The 18193-nt window shown below is 33.2% G+C and carries 18 protein-coding genes and 1 other annotated feature; of the genes, 11 read left to right on the plus strand and 7 right to left on the minus strand.

The window, feature by feature from the left end:
- Positions 1–143: 143 nt before the first annotated feature.
- Positions 144–995 carry a hypothetical protein gene (locus HNR31_RS18045; protein WP_062677936.1) on the minus strand — a complete coding sequence of 284 codons (852 nt, stop codon included), beginning with the start codon at positions 993–995 and terminating at the stop codon, positions 144–146.
- Positions 996–1381: 386 nt separating this feature from the next.
- On the opposite strand from HNR31_RS18045, the gene HNR31_RS18050 reads away from it, so the two are divergent.
- Together HNR31_RS18050 and HNR31_RS18055 are read left to right on the plus strand one after the other, a co-directional pair.
- Complete coding sequence (locus tag HNR31_RS18050) at positions 1382–1978, plus strand: hypothetical protein (protein ID WP_181557553.1); 597 nt, start codon at positions 1382–1384, stop codon at positions 1976–1978.
- The gene (locus HNR31_RS18055; protein WP_181557554.1) at positions 1968–3737 is read left to right on the plus strand and encodes an ImmA/IrrE family metallo-endopeptidase; all 1770 of its coding nucleotides are present in this window, start codon (positions 1968–1970) and stop codon (positions 3735–3737) included. Before HNR31_RS18050 ends, HNR31_RS18055 begins: the two co-directional genes overlap by 11 nt.
- 95 nt (positions 3738–3832) lie before the next feature.
- Here the strand turns inward: HNR31_RS18055 and HNR31_RS18060 are convergent, their stop codons facing one another.
- Entirely contained in the window at positions 3833–4423 is a 591-nt protein-coding gene (locus HNR31_RS18060) for a hypothetical protein (protein ID WP_181557555.1), read from the minus strand.
- A gap of 514 nt (positions 4424–4937) precedes the next feature.
- Here HNR31_RS18060 and HNR31_RS18065 point away from each other — a divergent pair.
- The gene (locus HNR31_RS18065; RefSeq protein WP_181557556.1) at positions 4938–5177 is read left to right on the plus strand and encodes a hypothetical protein; all 240 of its coding nucleotides are present in this window, start codon (positions 4938–4940) and stop codon (positions 5175–5177) included.
- Positions 5178–5494: 317 nt separating this feature from the next.
- Positions 5495–5731: a hypothetical protein gene (locus HNR31_RS18070; protein ID WP_181557557.1), complete on the plus strand. Its 237-nt coding sequence runs from the start codon at positions 5495–5497 to the stop codon at positions 5729–5731.
- 17 nt (positions 5732–5748) lie between these two features.
- Here HNR31_RS18070 and HNR31_RS19055 read toward each other — a convergent pair whose 3' ends face one another.
- A complete protein-coding gene (locus HNR31_RS19055; protein WP_309505750.1) occupies positions 5749–6009 on the minus strand; it encodes a DnaB-like helicase N-terminal domain-containing protein in 261 nt (86 codons plus the stop codon).
- A gap of 365 nt (positions 6010–6374) precedes the next feature.
- A complete protein-coding gene (locus tag HNR31_RS18080) occupies positions 6375–7613 on the minus strand; it encodes a replication-relaxation family protein (protein ID WP_181557558.1) in 1239 nt (412 codons plus the stop codon).
- Between the two features lie 475 nt (positions 7614–8088).
- On the opposite strand from HNR31_RS18080, the gene HNR31_RS18085 reads away from it, so the two are divergent.
- Both HNR31_RS18085 and HNR31_RS18090 read left to right on the plus strand, forming a co-directional pair.
- Positions 8089–8571: a hypothetical protein gene (locus HNR31_RS18085; RefSeq protein ID WP_181557559.1), complete on the plus strand. Its 483-nt coding sequence runs from the start codon at positions 8089–8091 to the stop codon at positions 8569–8571.
- Between the two features lie 260 nt (positions 8572–8831).
- Positions 8832–9905 carry a hypothetical protein gene (locus tag HNR31_RS18090; RefSeq protein ID WP_181557560.1) on the plus strand — a complete coding sequence of 358 codons (1074 nt, stop codon included), beginning with the start codon at positions 8832–8834 and terminating at the stop codon, positions 9903–9905.
- A gap of 245 nt (positions 9906–10150) precedes the next feature.
- Here the strand turns inward: HNR31_RS18090 and HNR31_RS18095 are convergent, their stop codons facing one another.
- Positions 10151–10294 carry a hypothetical protein gene (locus HNR31_RS18095; protein ID WP_220129615.1) on the minus strand — a complete coding sequence of 48 codons (144 nt, stop codon included), beginning with the start codon at positions 10292–10294 and terminating at the stop codon, positions 10151–10153.
- A gap of 275 nt (positions 10295–10569) precedes the next feature.
- Between HNR31_RS18095 and HNR31_RS18100 the strand changes: the two genes are divergently transcribed.
- The 5 genes from HNR31_RS18100 to HNR31_RS18120 all read left to right on the plus strand — a co-directional run bounded on the left by HNR31_RS18100 (position 10570) and on the right by HNR31_RS18120 (position 15253).
- Positions 10570–11895 (plus strand): hypothetical protein, encoded by a 1326-nt coding sequence (locus tag HNR31_RS18100; RefSeq protein ID WP_181557562.1) that lies wholly within the window; start codon positions 10570–10572, stop codon positions 11893–11895.
- A gap of 676 nt (positions 11896–12571) precedes the next feature.
- The gene (locus HNR31_RS18105; RefSeq protein WP_181557563.1) at positions 12572–13741 is read left to right on the plus strand and encodes a hypothetical protein; all 1170 of its coding nucleotides are present in this window, start codon (positions 12572–12574) and stop codon (positions 13739–13741) included.
- A gap of 29 nt (positions 13742–13770) precedes the next feature.
- Complete coding sequence (locus HNR31_RS19420; protein WP_374058329.1) at positions 13771–13935, plus strand: AAA family ATPase; 165 nt, start codon at positions 13771–13773, stop codon at positions 13933–13935.
- A gap of 140 nt (positions 13936–14075) precedes the next feature.
- Positions 14076–14573, plus strand: a complete 498-nt coding sequence (locus tag HNR31_RS18115; RefSeq protein WP_181557565.1) for a hypothetical protein — start codon at positions 14076–14078, stop codon at positions 14571–14573.
- Positions 14573–15253 (plus strand): hypothetical protein, encoded by a 681-nt coding sequence (locus tag HNR31_RS18120; RefSeq protein WP_181557566.1) that lies wholly within the window; start codon positions 14573–14575, stop codon positions 15251–15253. Before HNR31_RS18115 ends, HNR31_RS18120 begins: the two co-directional genes overlap by 1 nt.
- Positions 15254–15593: 340 nt before the next feature.
- Here HNR31_RS18120 and HNR31_RS18125 read toward each other — a convergent pair whose 3' ends face one another.
- Together HNR31_RS18125 and brnQ are read right to left on the minus strand one after the other, a co-directional pair.
- The gene (locus HNR31_RS18125) at positions 15594–15833 is read right to left on the minus strand and encodes a tyrosine-type recombinase/integrase (protein WP_181557568.1); all 240 of its coding nucleotides are present in this window, start codon (positions 15831–15833) and stop codon (positions 15594–15596) included.
- A gap of 488 nt (positions 15834–16321) precedes the next feature.
- Positions 16322–17659 carry a branched-chain amino acid transport system II carrier protein gene (gene brnQ / locus HNR31_RS18130; RefSeq protein WP_181557567.1) on the minus strand — a complete coding sequence of 446 codons (1338 nt, stop codon included), beginning with the start codon at positions 17657–17659 and terminating at the stop codon, positions 16322–16324.
- 48 nt (positions 17660–17707) lie between these two features.
- Positions 17708–17955, minus strand: a binding site (T-box leader).
- Between the last annotated feature and the right edge of the window lie 238 nt (positions 17956–18193).

Raw genomic sequence — 18193 nt, forward strand, 5'->3', positions numbered from 1 at the left:
GAAATGTGTTTTTTAGGTCACTGTATATGATTTCCAAGACGGGTGGATTTTTTGTGTACATTTATGCATTCACTATGCGTTTTGCAACACGTTCTATTTATTTTGAGATTTTAAAAGTTCTAACGAAATTAAAGTTTAAAAGTTTATATTTTAAATATTGAGCCCAACCTCCATTGATTCCATTGGTTCTTCTTTTCTGGTCTGTCGGGAACAACACAGTAGTCGCTAATAATGGTTTGTTCGCCTTGATAGTTCAGCGGAAGTTTTTCTTTGTTTTCAATTACATACTTTGCAATCCAGCGGCGAGCAGCTTGAATGCCATTTAAAGAACTATTTATTCTTTCTACTTCATTATTAACTACTTTATCTACCGTATAAACTCCTAAAGATCTACTTCCAGTAATGATGAAATATACTTCATTTTCCTTTTTTTTATGGCTAATGATTTGCGTTGGCATTCCAGAAGACCTTCTTTTTTGTTTGAAGTTTTTGCTGACTTCTAAGAAGTTAGTGATGAGAAAATTCTCAATATCGCTGATTGATTCATTAGTTAATATATTGTGAAGTGCATTAGTGACATCAGACCATTGAAGTCTAATTACTTTAGCGTAAGGGGAAAGAAGGTTTTTGTGAGCGGAAATTTGTGCTTCATCCAAAGAACCTCTAATTTTAAATTCGAACAAAATATTAAAGTTTGCTCCACATATCCAAGCATCAGGAATAGAATCTAAATTTTCTTCAAGAGTGCTTTTTTCGTATATAGCATTTTTGTAAGGTGCAATTCCAATAATAAATTCATTTTCTTTTTCAACCTGTGGTCTATATTTTTTTCTTATTGAAACATATGTACCTTTATAATTAAATGATTGAGCTTCGTTTGGAATTAAACTCGTTAGAAATGGTTTAACAAGCTTACAATTATTTAATGACAATATGTTCATTAGTATATTTGTGTAATGGTCTTCTTCCTGTCCCTGATACTGAAAAATATTCATATAGGCCCCCATTAATTTTTATTTATATTTACCAAATAATTGAAATGAAATTATTTATAAATAATAGTTTTAAATTAGTACGTAATATATTTGTTGTTATATACTAAATTATACATAAAATTGTAAAATATAGTTAGCTAGGGTTTAAATAAAGGTGTACTATTTATGTTAAATGTTTAAAAGATTTTAAGAGAGGGATTTCCAAAGTATAAAGTTACATAGTCTATGTTTAAAAAACTTTTGAGGATATGGTGAGAAAGTGGTAAATTTAAATATATAAACCTACAATTTCCTTTTATCTGATAATGGACAAATATGGTATTATTGAAAAGATTATCTTAAAAAGTATTCATATATTTCTCAAAAGGTAGAAGGGGAAAGTAGTGATGGAGAGATGCAATGTTTGTGAAAAATGGGGGATACCTCCTGAACCACATCTTCATATAGAGGAAGATGTAGAAGGATTGCTTGAAATAACTGATTTAGAAAAGAATGAAAACACATTAGAGGCTGAGAATGCAGAGTTATCTGAGGCTATTGTTTATAGGTATGTATGGTCACCGTCAGATTTGTTTAAGATAGCTTCAAGTCAATTAATTGCTTCTGTTGCTAAATGTTTCTGCATAAATTGTATAAACTATAGTTTATCGTTTATTCCTCATTATGGAGATGGGGCGTATTGTACAGCTAACGAACAGCTTAAATTAGAAAGCCCTAGAGTTATACATGCTCATGGGATTGACATCAGGGGAATGAATTATAGGGTTGTCATGAGGGTTAAAAATATTTCGGGATTTAAGAAAATAAAAAAAACCGCAGGTGTGATTAGAAGTGTTCCAATTGGGAAAAAGTTATATGTAGGTCAGTTGGTATTCTGTGATGAAAAAGCCATTAAAATTATTGGTTTTCAAAAATGGGACGGAAAAGAATGGATAGATGTTTCATTAGATGAGTTAAAAGGGGGTGAGCTAAATGACCATTGAGAATATTACGTTTAACCCCTATGATGAAAGTAATACAAACGATGTTTTAAATAAAATCGAACAATACTTGAATAAGACACCTCCTGAAACGGTATTACAGGAATTGTCTCGGAAAATATTTTTCGACTATTCAGTTGGATGGAGAGAGCCCTTGATAGAGGTATTTAAGAAATATGATGAATTAACTCGAAAAATACCGGGATATTATTATGAACTAGTTCAAGCGCAACATAACGAAATTCTCCCACAATACACTTATCTCATTACTTTTTTGATTGCTGAAAAGATATTGCCGACAGATATTATTTCAAAAGAGATAGTAAATAACCTTAAAAATGAAGAGGCTAAGTATATCCTTATGGCATTTTTAACATCTTGGGATACAGAAAAGGCTTTAGAATTGGATGCTCCTTATGTTAAAAAAAATTTTGAACATATCATTCATTCGAAACTCGTACAGATTGAGGAGCTGATTTTAAGCGCGGCAAAAGAAGATTCTTATTATAACGCAGTTGTGGATATGTTGTCAGATGAAACTATCCAATATCATTTTTATCAAGAAATACAAAAAATGATAAAGAAACGAAATAGTAAGCATTTGAAAGAGCTGGAGATTTTCATAGACAAGTGCACCAAAAGTCATCAGGAGCATATCATTGAATTTATTTCAGATTTACTTGAGTTAAGTACTGTAAGAAACTTTTTGAATGAGCGTTGGGGATTCAATTTAATGGAACGTTTGTATAGAAATTTTGCTAGCAACGCTAAAGCAATGTCTAATAATGCCAAGAGGATGTCACTTAATGCTTTAAATAGGTTTAAGAGGAAACAAAAGTCAAGTTTTGCTGTTGCTGCAAGGTACCAAATAGATAAACTTAGGGAAAATGATAAAAATTATATTGTAAATAGTGTTGAAAAAGTAGCTAGTGCGGAAATAACTGATTACAATGATATTTTGGTGCCACCTACACACCCCCAATGGGAATGGAAAGATTACGCTTATTTTTTAGTTAAGACATATAAAGAAAAACATCCAGATCAAGAAGTAGTGGATGTTATCCAGTTGGCTAAGGACTTAGGGATAGAAATATTTATGAGTAGATTAGAAACAGAAAACTTTGATGCTTGTTTAGTAAGAGATGTTACTTTAAAAATGCCTGTAATTATTGTAAATAGGCATAAGAAATCAAAAGGAAGAATTAATTTTTCAATAGCGCATGAAATAGCTCATGCAGTGTTACCTCATCACGCACAAAGTAGTTTTTTTTGTTTCTTGGAAGACGTAACTGAAATGAATAAATTTAAGATGGATAAGCAATTGGAAATTGAGGCTAATAATTTTGCGGCATATATTCTTTTGCCAGATGAACAATTTAAAAAGGATATTGCTCATCTAGATTTCACAATAAAAAATGTCGCAAAGTTGAGTAAAAAATATGGAGCATCGCTTGTTCTTGTATCCAAGAAATGGGTAGAGTTGAGTAATTTGGATATTGCTATGGTTTTCTCTACAAATGGGATTGTAGACTGGTGGTGCAAATCCGAAAGCTTCCCATATTATCGTATTGAGTCCGCCGTTGAAAGCGCATCTTCAGTGTTAAAGGCGGCAATTAATGAAGAACGCAAATCAATAAGGAAGAAAGTTATTTTTAGCCAATGGTTTAAAGACGAATCACCAAGATATATTATTCAAGAAGAATCTTATAAAATATTTGATGATAAAGTACTTACCTTGCTACAAATAATTGAAGAAGAATAAAAAGAGCGGGTTATTCTCTAATTTGAGGATAACCCGTTCGATTATAAATGAAGTCTTGAGCTAATTCATTTAATCGTATTAAGCAGCATAATCTTCTAGTCATCTGAGACTTTAATCAAAACTTCTTCTCTTTTCCGTTTTATTTCGTTTCCAAAGATACGAACCAGTAAAGAATAAACACTTTTAGCTTGTTCGCTTTTAACTGTTCTTTCTAAGTATTTCATCATCTTTTCGCCGCTATCTTCGTTTTCTTGTGGGGATAATAAATCTATCTCCTTTTGATATCGAAGCAAGACGTGATGGATGAACTTGATCCTTTCCCTTTCTTTTTCTGCATCGATTAGTTCATATATATCCTTTGATTTACGAATATCCTCAAGCAGTTTCTCAAATTGTTTCGATTCTTCATAGTTTAAATAAGGGTATGGCAGTTGGTAGTGTTTATTTTCGGATAGGATGCGATCAAATTCTTCTGATGAAATATTCGTTATATCTAGAATTTCATCCTTGCTTAGACCGTGTTCGATTAATTTTCTAACTGTTGATACTAGAGGTATCGTGTGTTCTTCTTTTTCTTTTATTAACTGATTTAGTTGTTTGATTAAATGCTCTTGTTTTTTTATAAGGTTATTGAAGTCTTCGATGCATTGCTTGGTTTGAGCATCAATTCTCAGTAAAACATTCATCTGAATACACCTCTATACTTAATTTTATTAATGCTGTCGGATCGATTGGTCGGTTTTATTATGTTTTTGCCTCATCTATAATTATTTAATCATCCCATCCGGCAAATTGATAGTAGCGATCATCGTGCGAAGTGATATACCAAGTCTAATCACATTCTTAATCATTTTCATTTTTAAATAATTGTATTAGATACATGCTCTAACTAAAACGAAAAGTTTTGTATCTATACTTGTAGTGAGAGTATTCTAAACAGAATATAGCTACGGCAACAAAGAAGCCGTTGACGATTCTATTTTTTTCATTTATAGGATGATCAGTGGAAGGATTTTCTAGACGTTATGGTGAATAATTGGAAAAAATGGGGAAAGTGGATCAGAAAGCTTTTCATGTATCGAGTAAAAGAGATAGTAGAATTGAGCAGAAAGCGGTGAAACGAATAAATCATAAAGCGGGTGATCTCACATGATCGATGGAGTGAAGTTGGAACGAGTTTTTATTAAGAAGGATGTGGTAATGAAGAAACTGTATCAATTCATGGAAGTGAGGGCTTCCTTTCATTCCTCCCCTTTCATATATCCTGCTCTTATTTGCTTCAAAAGACCTCTTTTATCAAAGGGAGAATGGTTTTTTGATTCGTTTGCAATTTGGAACGAGAAAACGAAGCGGCTAGAGGAAATTAAAGGTCTTTACTCTGATGTATTGTTAGACGAAATTAAACAGCTAATTCTTAAAGGTATGGAGGAACAAAAGTAAATACATGATAGCCTCTTTATAGAGAAAATTCGGTTAGAATAGCGGAGAGTGAGAGGTACAATATTTAAAAGATTGCTATTTTGTCCTTATTATTTGTTGAAGGGGAAAATATAAAAAGAGGCCTTTTGGGCCGCTATGGCATGGTTAAAAATCCATCGGTTGAATGTTATGCAGAAGTATGCATTCAAGCCGCTGGTTTTTTATTTTTTCTGTGAAAATAACGGCCAATTCAAGCTGTTATTTTCATGAATGGGTGAGGAGTAAAATTACTCATGGATGTTTATTCATATTAATCGTTAGAAAGTGGGGATTCTAGAATGAAGAAATTTTATGTCATTCGATCAAAAAAAGAAATGGATGTAAAAGAGAAAATCATTAAGGCTTTCTCGTTAGAAGAGGCATGCGAAATGGTGAAAGAGCAATATGTAGAGACACTGTTAGAAGGTGAAAAGCTTTACATTTTCCCTTTTGTCAATGAGTTGAGGTATGATGAAAATAATCGCGTTGTTTGGCCAGCGGAAGGTGAAATGATAAGCATTGCTCGATTAGAGTAACAGGAAAAAGGACGGTATTATGTTAGAAGATCAATAATGTAGAGAAAACCTCGTAGATAAAGTGCTACGGGGGTTTGCTTCCTTTTTGCTCTTATGTTTTGGAAGAATAATAAAAAGGAGAGCATGTTGAATATGGTGCAACTTGCTCTTCTGTTCTTTATTGCTTGATAAATCAATTGATGCTCCCGCTTGCCGAAATATTCGGCAGGAAACGTGCAATCTTGAATTAAATCGCCTTCATTTAAAATTGCTCCTAAAATTGATTGTTCTGCTTCTATATAGTTACATTATTTGAATCTTTCTGATTCATAATCATTCAATTTCCTTCCTTTTATCATTTTGGTACTTAAATATGTTAACAGGTGTTTTTCATCATTCGAATACTTTGTGGAATTTTTTACTCTTTGTTGGAAAAAATTTATTATGAATTACTTCAAGTTACTGGTTGTTTGTTTACGGGGATATGAAGAATACTTCGGTAAACAATAGTTTGCTTGATGACGAATGACGATTTACAATGATGCTGCACAAAATAAACAAAGTTTACTTTTATACATAAAAGTGACTCGGAATGAGATAAGACGGGCACTTGATCAGCAATAAAAAAAACGGACAAGCAGCCAATGCTGTGTCCGTTTTCTGGTTATAGCGGGAGTTTGTACATAGAAAGATGTTGAGATAAAAGTTCTAAATGTGAAAGCAATTCTGGTGGCAGGTCATAATTTTTCCGCATGTAATCCGGTAAAAACGGCCGCTCATCCGTGTAGAAGATAGCCTGACTAACCCCCGATGGTTTGTAAGGTGTCTGTTGCTTTCGGTGAATGTCACCAAGATTATTTATAAAGTGATAGAACCCGCTGAAAATGGAAGCGTCGTACTCATACGCTACTCTTATAAAGTAAATATGATACTGCGTTTGGGTAAAGGCAATCATATAATCTATGCTGGAATAATCCGTTGGCTGTTTAAATGTTTGTACGTCTTTATAATTTCCTTTTTGTATCAATGTTTTCTCTAGAAGGGTTTGAACTTTTCGGTTAAGCTGTGGTCGATAGGTTTCAAACCGAATGAAATGATCTACTTTATTTAAAGGCAACATAAAGAGATTCACTTTTAGAGCGTAATCTCCCATCGTTTTTAAATAAGCCGCTAATACGTTTGCCCAGCGCCGGTTCATTCCGTACTGCTGTTGCTTTTCATCTGTTACAAACACGATGGCGGCTGGAAGCTTTTCATTTATTTCTTCCGCATATTCAAAATAATGACGGTAGTTCTCAAATTTTTGTATGAGTTGAGAATGACTTTCTGTAGCTCGGTCAACTTCAATGTAGTAATGTCGATCATAAGGTAAAACTACTTCTGCGTCCGGTCGTATCTTTGCTTCTTTTCCGTTGTACTCGTATGCTTTTGAAGCGTACATCGACAAGCGATGATCCACTTGTTGATTCGACATTAAGCGTAAACGAACAAAAAAGTCAATGAGTATTAAGTGATGATGAATTTGCTCGGTAGGTGGTTTATAAATAACATATTCCAAATCAGCCTGTGTATCTTCTTTATCCTCATTTGCTAAAATATAGCCCGTCCCTGTTTGCCCATCTTCAATGTTCAAAAGAGACTTTACTAATTCTAATCCCGCTTGAGTTAAGTAATATAAAGATCCTGCATAATTATCTGCTTCAATCTTTTTTGAAGTGACTAGTTTTTGATCCTTTAGCTTGCGCAAATAGTTGTGAGCAGAAGACTTTTGTACACCCGTAATATTGTGAGATTTAAAATACATCTTGGCTAATTGCAAAGCAGTCATGCCGCGATAATAGAATAAAAATTTTAAAAGTTTTATGGAAGTCTCTGAAAGTTGGTAACCAAGAATTTTTGCCATCTCGATCCTCCTCATAAGTCATTTTGAAGCTACTTAGTTACTGTTCTTATTAGAAATGCATAAAACCGATCATAGCGTTTTAAAAGTTTGAAATTAAAGGGTTTTTTAAGGGAAAGCACGGTGAGTTTAGCTGTGAATCAGTTGATGAATCATTCATTGCATAATTCATTAGTGAATCCTTCAATGAATTTTTTAGTGAATGCTACTAATAAAAAATAAAAAACGGTCCGAGTGGCCGTTTTTGTTCTATAGATGATTCGTTTATCTGTTTTGCTTTTGATTATTCTTTGAAACAGTAGCAATGCTCACACGATGATTGTTGATTATATATAAATTGTACTATTGAAACCTTCATATTCGAACGGGTTCACTGAAGAAAATTTTTATAAAACATGTTCGAATACAAAAATGTCAAAAGTATAATGTTTGTACCTGTTAGTAAACCGTGATAAATTTCAGTGAAAGGATGGTGAACATGAAAACCGCTGGGGAAATTATTACATTACTGAATGAAAATAAAGATGTTACTGTATATGAACTAAGTGAGTCTCTTGGTTTATCAAGCGGGGCATTAAGAAAACGATTGCTTTCCCTAGGTTATACACAAAATAGCATGGGAGAATGGAAATATAACGGAAAACCCGAAGAAGAGCCACGAGATGAGGTTGTGACCGGAAAAAGAATGAAAAGAAAAAGAAAAAATGAAGTGAAGGAGATTGATTTGAAAAGAGAATATAAAGAGAAGCCAAATTTATATGCAGCCCTTTTAACTTTAGCAACTGGTAAATTAGTAAGCAAAGCGTTCAAGACCGATGAAGAGATTGCCGAACGCTTTAAACATTTTTGTAAAACAGCAGGTGTTCAAATCGGAAAAATGCATTCACTTGCGCTACTTGAGTTTCTAGAGAAATATGAACCTGTCGTTCAAAAAATGATCGAAGAAGGAAAAAAGAAGTAAAAATATTATTATAAAGAGGTAGAGAAAATGAGAAATTGAATTAAAAAGAAGAAAAAAAGAGACTTCTTTTTGAACTAACAGGTAGCGATACTTAGATAAAAGCATCGCTTCTATCTTAATTTACCGTGAATGGATTTTCAGAAAAAATAATCGTAAAATCTTAAAATGTTTTCATGCTGTAGCTATAATGTCTTACAAAAGGGAGTACCCCATGTATCATGGGAGACTCCCTTTTTAATTTTGGGAGGAGGTATAAAGTAATGAAGGAAACTATGGATATAAAAGGTTTTGTAATTTTACCACGGTTAACATTTGAAGATTTACGTGAGGAACTACTCTTTACACATTTTTTTATTAGAGCAAATTATAAGTCAAACGATACATGTGATCGAGGACAATTAATAACTTCAAGAAAAAGATTGGAGGATGAAACTGGCTGGAGCTATGGTGTAATTCGAGGAATTATTACGAAATTATCAGAGAAGGGTTTAATTGTAAGCGAGACATTAAAACAAAAGCGGGGATTAAAAATCACCGTTGTTCATTACTCAGAATACCAGAACTTGGTTAATTATGATCGACGGATTAACAATGAGAGATATGAACAAAAATTACATCCGAGTGAGAATGAGAAGAGCAAAGAACACAACAAAGGGAAACTTGAAGGAAATGCTTCTAGAGAAAAAGGTAAAGCAGCTCAAGAACGAACTCCTAACAATGAGAACTCCAAACAAATGAGCAATCTATCTGTCAAAGGAAGTAACAATGAAAAATACAATACCTTAACAGAATATTTAAACACCATTTTAAACAACAGTTATAACAGCATCATAAACAGTAAAAAGACATTATTACAGATTATTAAAGAAGCACCTGTTAAATCTTACAATTTGGCTTCTAAAGATGATGTAGTCACTTTTGTTGATTTTGTAAACAAAATCAACGTATTGTCTTCTGAAATAGAAGGAAATTTATTAATTGATTACTTCGAAATGTTGAGATTACAGCGGCGAACATGTCGTATATCTGCTACAGTGTTAGCTGTTTTGCTTGAGCAAATCTCTAAATATCATGTTAATCAAATTCGATATGCGCTAATTACTCATGTTAGAAAGCATGACGACAAGCGTGAGGACTATACGTTGGGTATTTTGCAAAATATAACAATTGAACAGGCGACTAGAAGACTTAATGATATTAATCCGCAAGATAAGCGAGCCTACAATACTAGAGTAACCCCAGAGATACCTGCTGAGATAAGAGCGTACCGCGAGGAACTGAAAGCAAAGGGATTACTTGGTAAACCTCTGAGGGATATTGATTTTGATTTTTAGTGTGTCGAAAAGTTAGATTGGTTTGTTTTAGGAAGGAGATTGGGCATCAGCTTCCATCTACTTTATATTTGTGTCGAGATCGGATTTTGATTACAAACCATTTCTTCATCAGCAGTAGTGCTTTCTTTTAGCATCTTTCTTTATTCATGCTCTTTGTCTGAAGGTAAATATGGCTTTCTGCCGGGAGAATAATGATGCTCTAATAGTACCCCCATGTCACCTTGATTAAACTTTTGAACGTAAATCTAAACGGTCTCACGATGGATATTTAAAAGTTCAGTGACTTGGATTCCTAAGTAGCCTTGTATAATGGAGCGAATCACGACAATCTGTTTCGTCATATTTGCTTTTTCCATTTTGCGCTCTTGTTCTTGAAGACGTTCAACCAACGGTTCAACCATTATCGTTTGTAATTTGCACCCCTTTTTTCTGCATTATTCATCCACTCCCTTGATGAATGCTCTTATGAGCAGTATAGGCAAGAAAGAGTGTTGATAAAACATGTCGGAATCTCAAACTGAATTTATATAGTTACCACAAAATTTTAGGCTTTTTATTTGCAAAAAACATTTGTTAAAGGAATAAAAACAAACATTAATGGATATGATGGATAACTAGAGGAAGGTTTATTTATAGAGAATCTTGAAAAAGGGTGATTATAGTAGTGAAGGAAATAAAAGAGTTCTTCAAGGGAACTTCTTTTCCTGAACAAGCCTTGTTCTATTATACAAGAATGCTATTTGAAATTTTTCCTAAAAAAATAAAAGTGAGGAATCGTGACAAACTCATTACAGGTTCTGAGTTCGATGTTGTTATAATTTTTAATAATGTAAAAAAACCGTATGTTTTACTTTTGGAGTACGACGGGGCAGGATGGCATAAAGATATAGAAGAAGATATAGAAAAAAATAATCTTGCCGTTAAGCTTTCTTATCCTTTTTGTCGAGTTAGAGAAAAAGCGTGTCCAAAATTAAAAGATGAAAGAATTTATTCAATTATAAGAGGATCTTATTCATCTAGAGATTACGATGATTTAAATAGATGTATAGTTAAAGCGATTGACTGGATAATCGCACAATTGAAATCTAGTAATGTTCTTTCTAAAAGTGAATTTCGTCGATTGCTTATACATAGTTTTGAAGTGAAAAAATCAGTAGATACTTTATACGACATGGAGATTATTTCTGAATTAATAAAAAATGTTGTATATCATCAAAAAATGCAGGAGATTGAATATAAGAAAGCACAACTTATCGATACTGCTAAGAAGAATATGGAGTATTTTACCTCTGTTAGAAACTGGGATGAATTTGCCGATAAAAATAATTTGTCTAAATCCCATATGTATATTTATTATTTCGGATCTTGGTCAAAAGCACTTGAAGTTGTTGGACAAAAAAACATAGAAGAAATAAAAAGGAAAATGGCAATAGAGCAAGGTTATGAAACAATTGATTTTGTGAAAAGTTATGCAACATATAAAAAATACTTGGAAGAATTAAATCGTGAGGATTTCATGAGTGCGAGGGCTATTGTAAAATTGTTTGGAAGTTGGAACAATTTTAAAAAAGAATTAGGATTAGATACTTATACATATCAAGAAAGCTACTCAACAAATTACTTAATTGAGCTAATGCTTAAATACAAAGATTTATTTAAAAACAGCTCCAAATGGAATAAATTCGCAAAAGAAAATAAGCTTCCCAATGCACATGTATATATCCGACGATTCGGCTCAATGGACAAAGCAAAAGAGATAGCGGGTATATCGAAACAAGATAGAAATACACATAAAAGATGGACAACAGATGAGCTTATAACAGTAGCATGTCAATTCAAAGAACATTTTACAACGATGGAAAAATGGGGAAGTTTTCACAAGAAAATGAAAACAACTAATGCTCAAATATTGATTCCTTTTCCTTCTATTTACCAAAAGAGATTTGGTGGCTGGGAAAATGCCAAGAAAATCATTTTTGGAGAGAGATGATTATACAGTGGTATAATTTATTTAAATGCCTACTAAAGTCGAGCCGACATGTTTTGTTTGCAAATTACAAAATTTAATTGAAATAAAGAAGTTAAAACAGATGAGAAATAATTTGTTAGTAGGTTGGACTTAAAGAAAGCTGTAAGTGCTGATGTTGCCGCGATTAAAGGAACAAGGGGTATAAATAAACGGAGGTAAAAGCTATCCGTAATGGGTAGCTTTTTTATTTTTGGACCAATGAAAGTGTCCTGAGTACCATTAAATATAATTGGAACGGTAAGGATGAGAAGGAGAAGATAGGGATTCATTAGAGACACATCAGATAATATCAACATCATAAGTTGAATTCAGTTATGTAATAGAGCAATTCTCATTCCATGAATTAACCAAAGATACCCTAAAACTACTAAAAGTTCTGTAGATCAAATCTCCGTATCTTAAATATTTGATTTAAATAAAGAACAATGCTTGATACATGTTATGTATGAAAATAGATTTTTTGTTTTCTTCCACAATAAAATACTAAGTTATTATGTCATTTATTGTATGATATTGTTAAATATTGTAGAATTATGGTGAGTACAATTATATATAGATCATTATTTGAAAGGTATTTGTATCTCTCATGTGACCAATTCAAAGTAACAAATAATTTTAATGAGGAAGGGATTTTAATATGATTGAGATACCGTACTCTATATCAAAAGAGGTTAAAATAAAGGTTAATCAAGTGTTAGAGGAAATTAGCGATTTTTTTATTACATTATGTGAAGATAGTGGAGATTTCGATGTCCATTTACAATATATCTTTCCATCATTTTTAGTTAGGAAAGAGTTTGATAGGTGCAAAGACATCGTTTACGATATACGCGATTATACAGTTGATAAATTTCCGCATGTCCTAAAGCCACTTTACCAATATGCTCTTTTTCATCTTATTCAATGGTACATTGATGTTACGGAAGAAGACGAATTTATAGGTGTAGATATATCTGACATTAGCCCCTTGAGTGAAGATGATGAGTTTATAATAAAAAATATTAATAATTTAGAGTCATATAAAGAATTTTTATTTGATGATCACGATTTTTTAGACGTGGATAACTTTCTAACTATTTATTTTGCAAATCCAGACATATTAAAAAAATTCAATATCGAACTTAATGATTATATCGATCTGATGCCATATGATATTAGAGAAAGGTACCTTTGCACAAATAGAAATAAACAAAATACAGAAGTAGAGTTAGAAGAATTAATAGTAAGATTAATCTATACGGCAATAAAGCAAAAAGAGAAGGACCCTAGAAGACTTCGAGAGACTAAAGAAACTGAACTAAGTGACGACATTGCTCATATCCTTCAGGCAGGTCTTTCGGCAAGAGATGTAGTAATTGCGAGGGAACAACCATATGGATTTGCACTAAAGGGTATCGGTGAATTGGACTTTTTTATTTACACTCAATCGAATAGTACATTCTCACCAATTGCTATTGGCGAAAACAAAGAATGGAATAACTTTACAAAACATTTTAAACAATTAATAGGATATATGAATGAGGATATAGACTTTGGTTTTACAATTATATTTAACAAAGAAACAAATCTCAAAACTATTCTAAAAAATAGAGAGACATTCCTTAGAGAATTCTTTGTTGAGTTAAACGGAAAAAAATACTTTGAAACCATCGAGTTAACAAGAGGATTCAAAGAATTAAAGGACATTGTTATTTCAACTCACAAAAATCCAGAGAATGGTACTCTATTCAAGGTCTATCATTTTATTGCAAATGCTTACAGGCCTGAACGAGAAGAAGCTGCTAAACAAGCTAGATCTAACAAATAATATTATACGTAAATACATTTTAGTAATTTATGTATAGAAAGGTGTTCCAAGTGATAATAAAAAATATAGAAATTAGTAATTTTAGAACGCTAAATGTTTTAAAAATTGACTTTCATCCAGAAGTCAATTTTATTGTGAGATTAAATAATACTGGGAAGTCTAACTTATTAAGATTATTAAATACATTAAAGTAATAAGAGTAATTTCTTAGATGAAGATTTTTAAAAATCATAGAATAAAAGGCCAACATTAGAATATCATGGAACTTTTTATAGCCTCTTTAAATATTGTATTGTTTTTATAATAATTATAAGAAAATATAAAGGTGATAAAATTGAATAATGAGATAGTCAATTATGTAGAAATTATAAATTCTATTAGGGAGTGGCTATTAAATCAAGGGAGTTTTGGGGAGGTTTTATTAGACCAAATTGATAGGGAAATAGAGGAACAGTTAATAAATGATAATAACGAAAATAGTTTTATAAAGGGACAACTTTCTTTTGATAATTTCTTTTTATTAGATGAAGAAAATCTACAGTTAGACATATTAGATTTACATATCAAAGTAATAAAGGAGTTCTTAGTTATATTGCCATCTTGTTGGGACGAGATAAATAATACACTTAAAACAATCGATGAATCCATAAGCATTCATTTTATATTTAGTGAATCAATTTCACAAAATTCAGAATTCGAAAACAAAAATTATAAATACAAATTAATTACTGCTACTAAACAAGATGTCTTTCCCGTAAACATTGATGAAATTAAAGAAAACATAATCAAAGTTGAGAGAATAATAAAAGAGTTAAAACAGGTGAGTAAATAATGGTTAGTAAGTTGGAATTAAAAAAAGCTGTAAATACTTTAATACGTAGAACTACAATACCATCTAGAATCAATTATAGAAGAAACATAGCGGATTCTATCTATGAAGCATATATATTTGCGCTTATTTTAAAATCCATAAAAAAAGTAGGGGGTGTTGTTGAACTTAGGTCTATCAGAAACCCTTTCTCTTCTCCTCCCGTGTTCATATTTAGAGGTTCACCGGGAAATATTCATAGTAATTCGCATGATTACGGTTATGCAGAGTTTACGTATAATGGAGAAAAGTACGAAGTACATTTAGATGTTTATCATGAAGGGACTTCAGGAGTAAGACATGAGGTTGACGTTTCAATTATTGATAAAGAACATTGTGATAATTGCAGAAGAAATCGTAAAAATCCTCAAGCTAAACATACAAAAGCAATAATAGAATGTAAATTCTATTCAACAACAAATCTAAGAACGGAATTGATAAGAACATTTGTAGGTCTAAAAGATGATATGGGCTCTGTTTATATAGCAAGGTTCTGCTCCAACAAAGATGGAGAAAATATCAGGAAATATTGTTCAGGTAAAGAAAATAGACCTAGATTTAACGGCAACTTAGTCCCTTCTTCAGAGGAAGAAAATCGATTTGTACATGTACTAATGGATGATTTAATAAAATGGTTAGGATAACAACTATATTTTAAATAAAATTATACTCCACATACTACACACTGGAAAAAAATCTGCACAAAACTTGCACAAGAGGCACTTTAACACAATTAATTTATTTAATTTTTATTAACTCACTTAAATAAAAAATCTTTGAAACATCGCGTGTTTTCAAGATATATTTAATTTTATTTATCACATTTTACATATTTAATTAACTTATTTTTTCCCCTTCTATTTTGACAGGGTAGAGGTCGCTGGTTCGAGCCCAGTCGGAATCATCAAGCTAAATCCCCTGAACCACAAGGCTTCAAGGGCTTTTTTTCTGGGTGGCTTCGTTATTTTTGGTGTGTTTGTTGATTTAGTGTGTTTTTTGAAGTGATTGATTTGAAACTTTATTCCTCCTCAAACAATTGCTCAAATTTTCGGCTGCTGTTTCTTGTATGGTTGGAAGCAAATGAGAGTAAGTATTCATTGTCATTTTGATACTCGTATGTCCTAACTGTTCCGAAACGACTTTCATATGAACATTTTGTTGTAACGGCAAAGTTGTATGTGTATGCCTTAATGAGCGCAATGTAATATTCTTTTCTATATAGATTCAGATTAATTTTCCGACATAACTACCTGTCCAATGCGTTGAAGCACTTTTTTATGGAAATTGAGCGAGGTACTCCAAGAACGAAACAATCGATTCTCACAACTCTTTTCGATTGGGAAACCGATTGGCAGCCAGCCCTAAGTTCGTTCAACTAAGTTTAAATTTGGCGAATAAGGGGGGGAGAATACATGTATAGGTGCCTGTGCATCGCGATCCCAAAAGTAGACAGTATAATTCGGTTAATGCGAGGAAATTAGGTTTAAACCGCTCTAATTCCTTTTCTTTTCTCATTATGACTTTAAACTAATTTATTTCTATGATTTTTCAAAATGTTTGGGTCATAAGACGGCTCCTTGCGGAAATCGGGACAAGGAGCGCTTCAGAAGCGACTCCTCGCATGAAGGAAAGAGCGGTTTTTTAAGGATTTCCCGCAGAATCCGTCTTATGTTTGTTGGGGTGGAACAAGGCGCTTATGCTTTTCTAATAAACTACGAAACTTTTACATCAACTTGTTCTGGTACATCCTGTTTCTTGCTGAATTTGCTTAAAACGATTCCTATACCTGTACCGACAAGTGCCGGCACGATCCATTCTAACCCAACGGATGAAAGGGGAAGAATATTTCTTATGGTTTGAAGCGGGCCAAAGTCCAAGCCAAATGCATTTAATCCGCCAATCATAGCAAATACTCCAGTAAATAACATGGCGCTTCTGTATACTTTTTTCGAATTCTTAAAGAAACGGCTAAAAAAGGTAAGTGTGATTAATACAATTGTTAATGGATACGCCGTGACAAGGAATGGCACTGATACTTTAAGTATTTGGTTTAATCCTAAGTTTGAAAGAGTGAAGCCTGCTAGAGTAACGGCGAATACTACTGATTTATAACTTGCTTTTGGAATGAGATTTGAAAAATATTGGCCGCAGGCTGTTGTTAGTCCCACCACTGTTGTGAAACAAGCTAACGTAAAAATGAAACCAAGCAAAGCTGTACCGCTTTGTCCCAATAAAAGCGTTGAAGCAGAGGACAGGATATCTGCACCGTTTTCAAACGATCCGTTCGCAGCCATTTTTCCTCCAATAAATCCAAGACTAACGTATACTAGAGCAAGCAATATCCCTGCAATCATGCCGGATTTCAAAGTATATTCTGTTAATTTCTTACTGTCTCGTACTCCTCTTTGTTGAATGGAGGTGAGAATGACAATTCCAAAGGCCAAGGAGGCCAGGGCATCCATTGTGTTATATCCTTCAATGAAACCTTTAAAAAATGCTCCGGTTTGATAGGCTTCTGCTGGCGATTGGAGCGGTGCATCCAGCTTAACAAATCCAACTGCACACAAGATAACCATCGATAAAAGCAAGATCGGAGTGATCCAACGTCCCATGTATTTTTCCATTTTGGAAGGGTTTAAGCTTATCGCATAGACAAGGGAAAAGAAAATAACCGTATATAAAACTAAGGACAAAGATGAGTTCCTCCACGATTCGCTAAGGAAAGGAGTAATGCTCATTTCATACGCAACAGTTGCATTTCTTGGAATGGCCAAGAAGGGTCCGATACATAAATAAATGATAACCATAAAGACTGTACTGAATACCGGATGAACACGATTCCCGATCGTTTGAACACCGCCCTTTACGAGGGAAACAGCAAACAGCACTACAAATGGCAGGCCAACGCCGGTAATGATAAATCCTGACATGGCCAGCCAGTAGGAAGTACCGGATTCAGCACCTAAAAATGGCGGGAAGATTAGGTTTCCTGCGCCAAAAAACATCGAAAATAACATCAATCCAATAGATAAGGTGTCTAATTTTTTCAAAGTAATCTCTCCTTTATTGCTTAGAATATATAAAAACCCGTCCCTACATATAGGGACGGGTTTGTGCCCGCGTTACCACCCTTCTTCCGCATATATCATTAAAAAAGCATGCGGCTCTCAGTCACGTACAATCATACGCATTCCATTGTAACGGTGGACAACCCGTCAAAGCTTACTATGGTTCAGCTTTGCATCTCAGAGATGATCTTCGGATAAGGCCTGACATCGGTTTTCACCAAACGCCGACTCTCTGTAGAACAGGGCTCCTATCTTACTCTTCTCGTCATTGATTTTTATTATTTGAAAATAATCTAGCAGAGGAAAACTAAAATGTCAATATTTTTAGATAGTTTATGCTCTCTTTGCAAAGAAAGATCCTTGGTCTTCGTGTGGTCACAGGAATATTCCTCTTTATTAACTATGATGTGTCCATGAAAAACTATATAGATTCAGATTAATTTTCCGACATAACCACCTGTCCGATGCGCTGGAGCACTCTTTCTGGAAATTCAGAAAGGTACTCCAAAAACGAAA

This window comes from Thermaerobacillus caldiproteolyticus (assembly GCF_013761245.1).
GTDB lineage: Bacteria > Bacillota > Bacilli > Bacillales > Anoxybacillaceae > Thermaerobacillus > Thermaerobacillus caldiproteolyticus.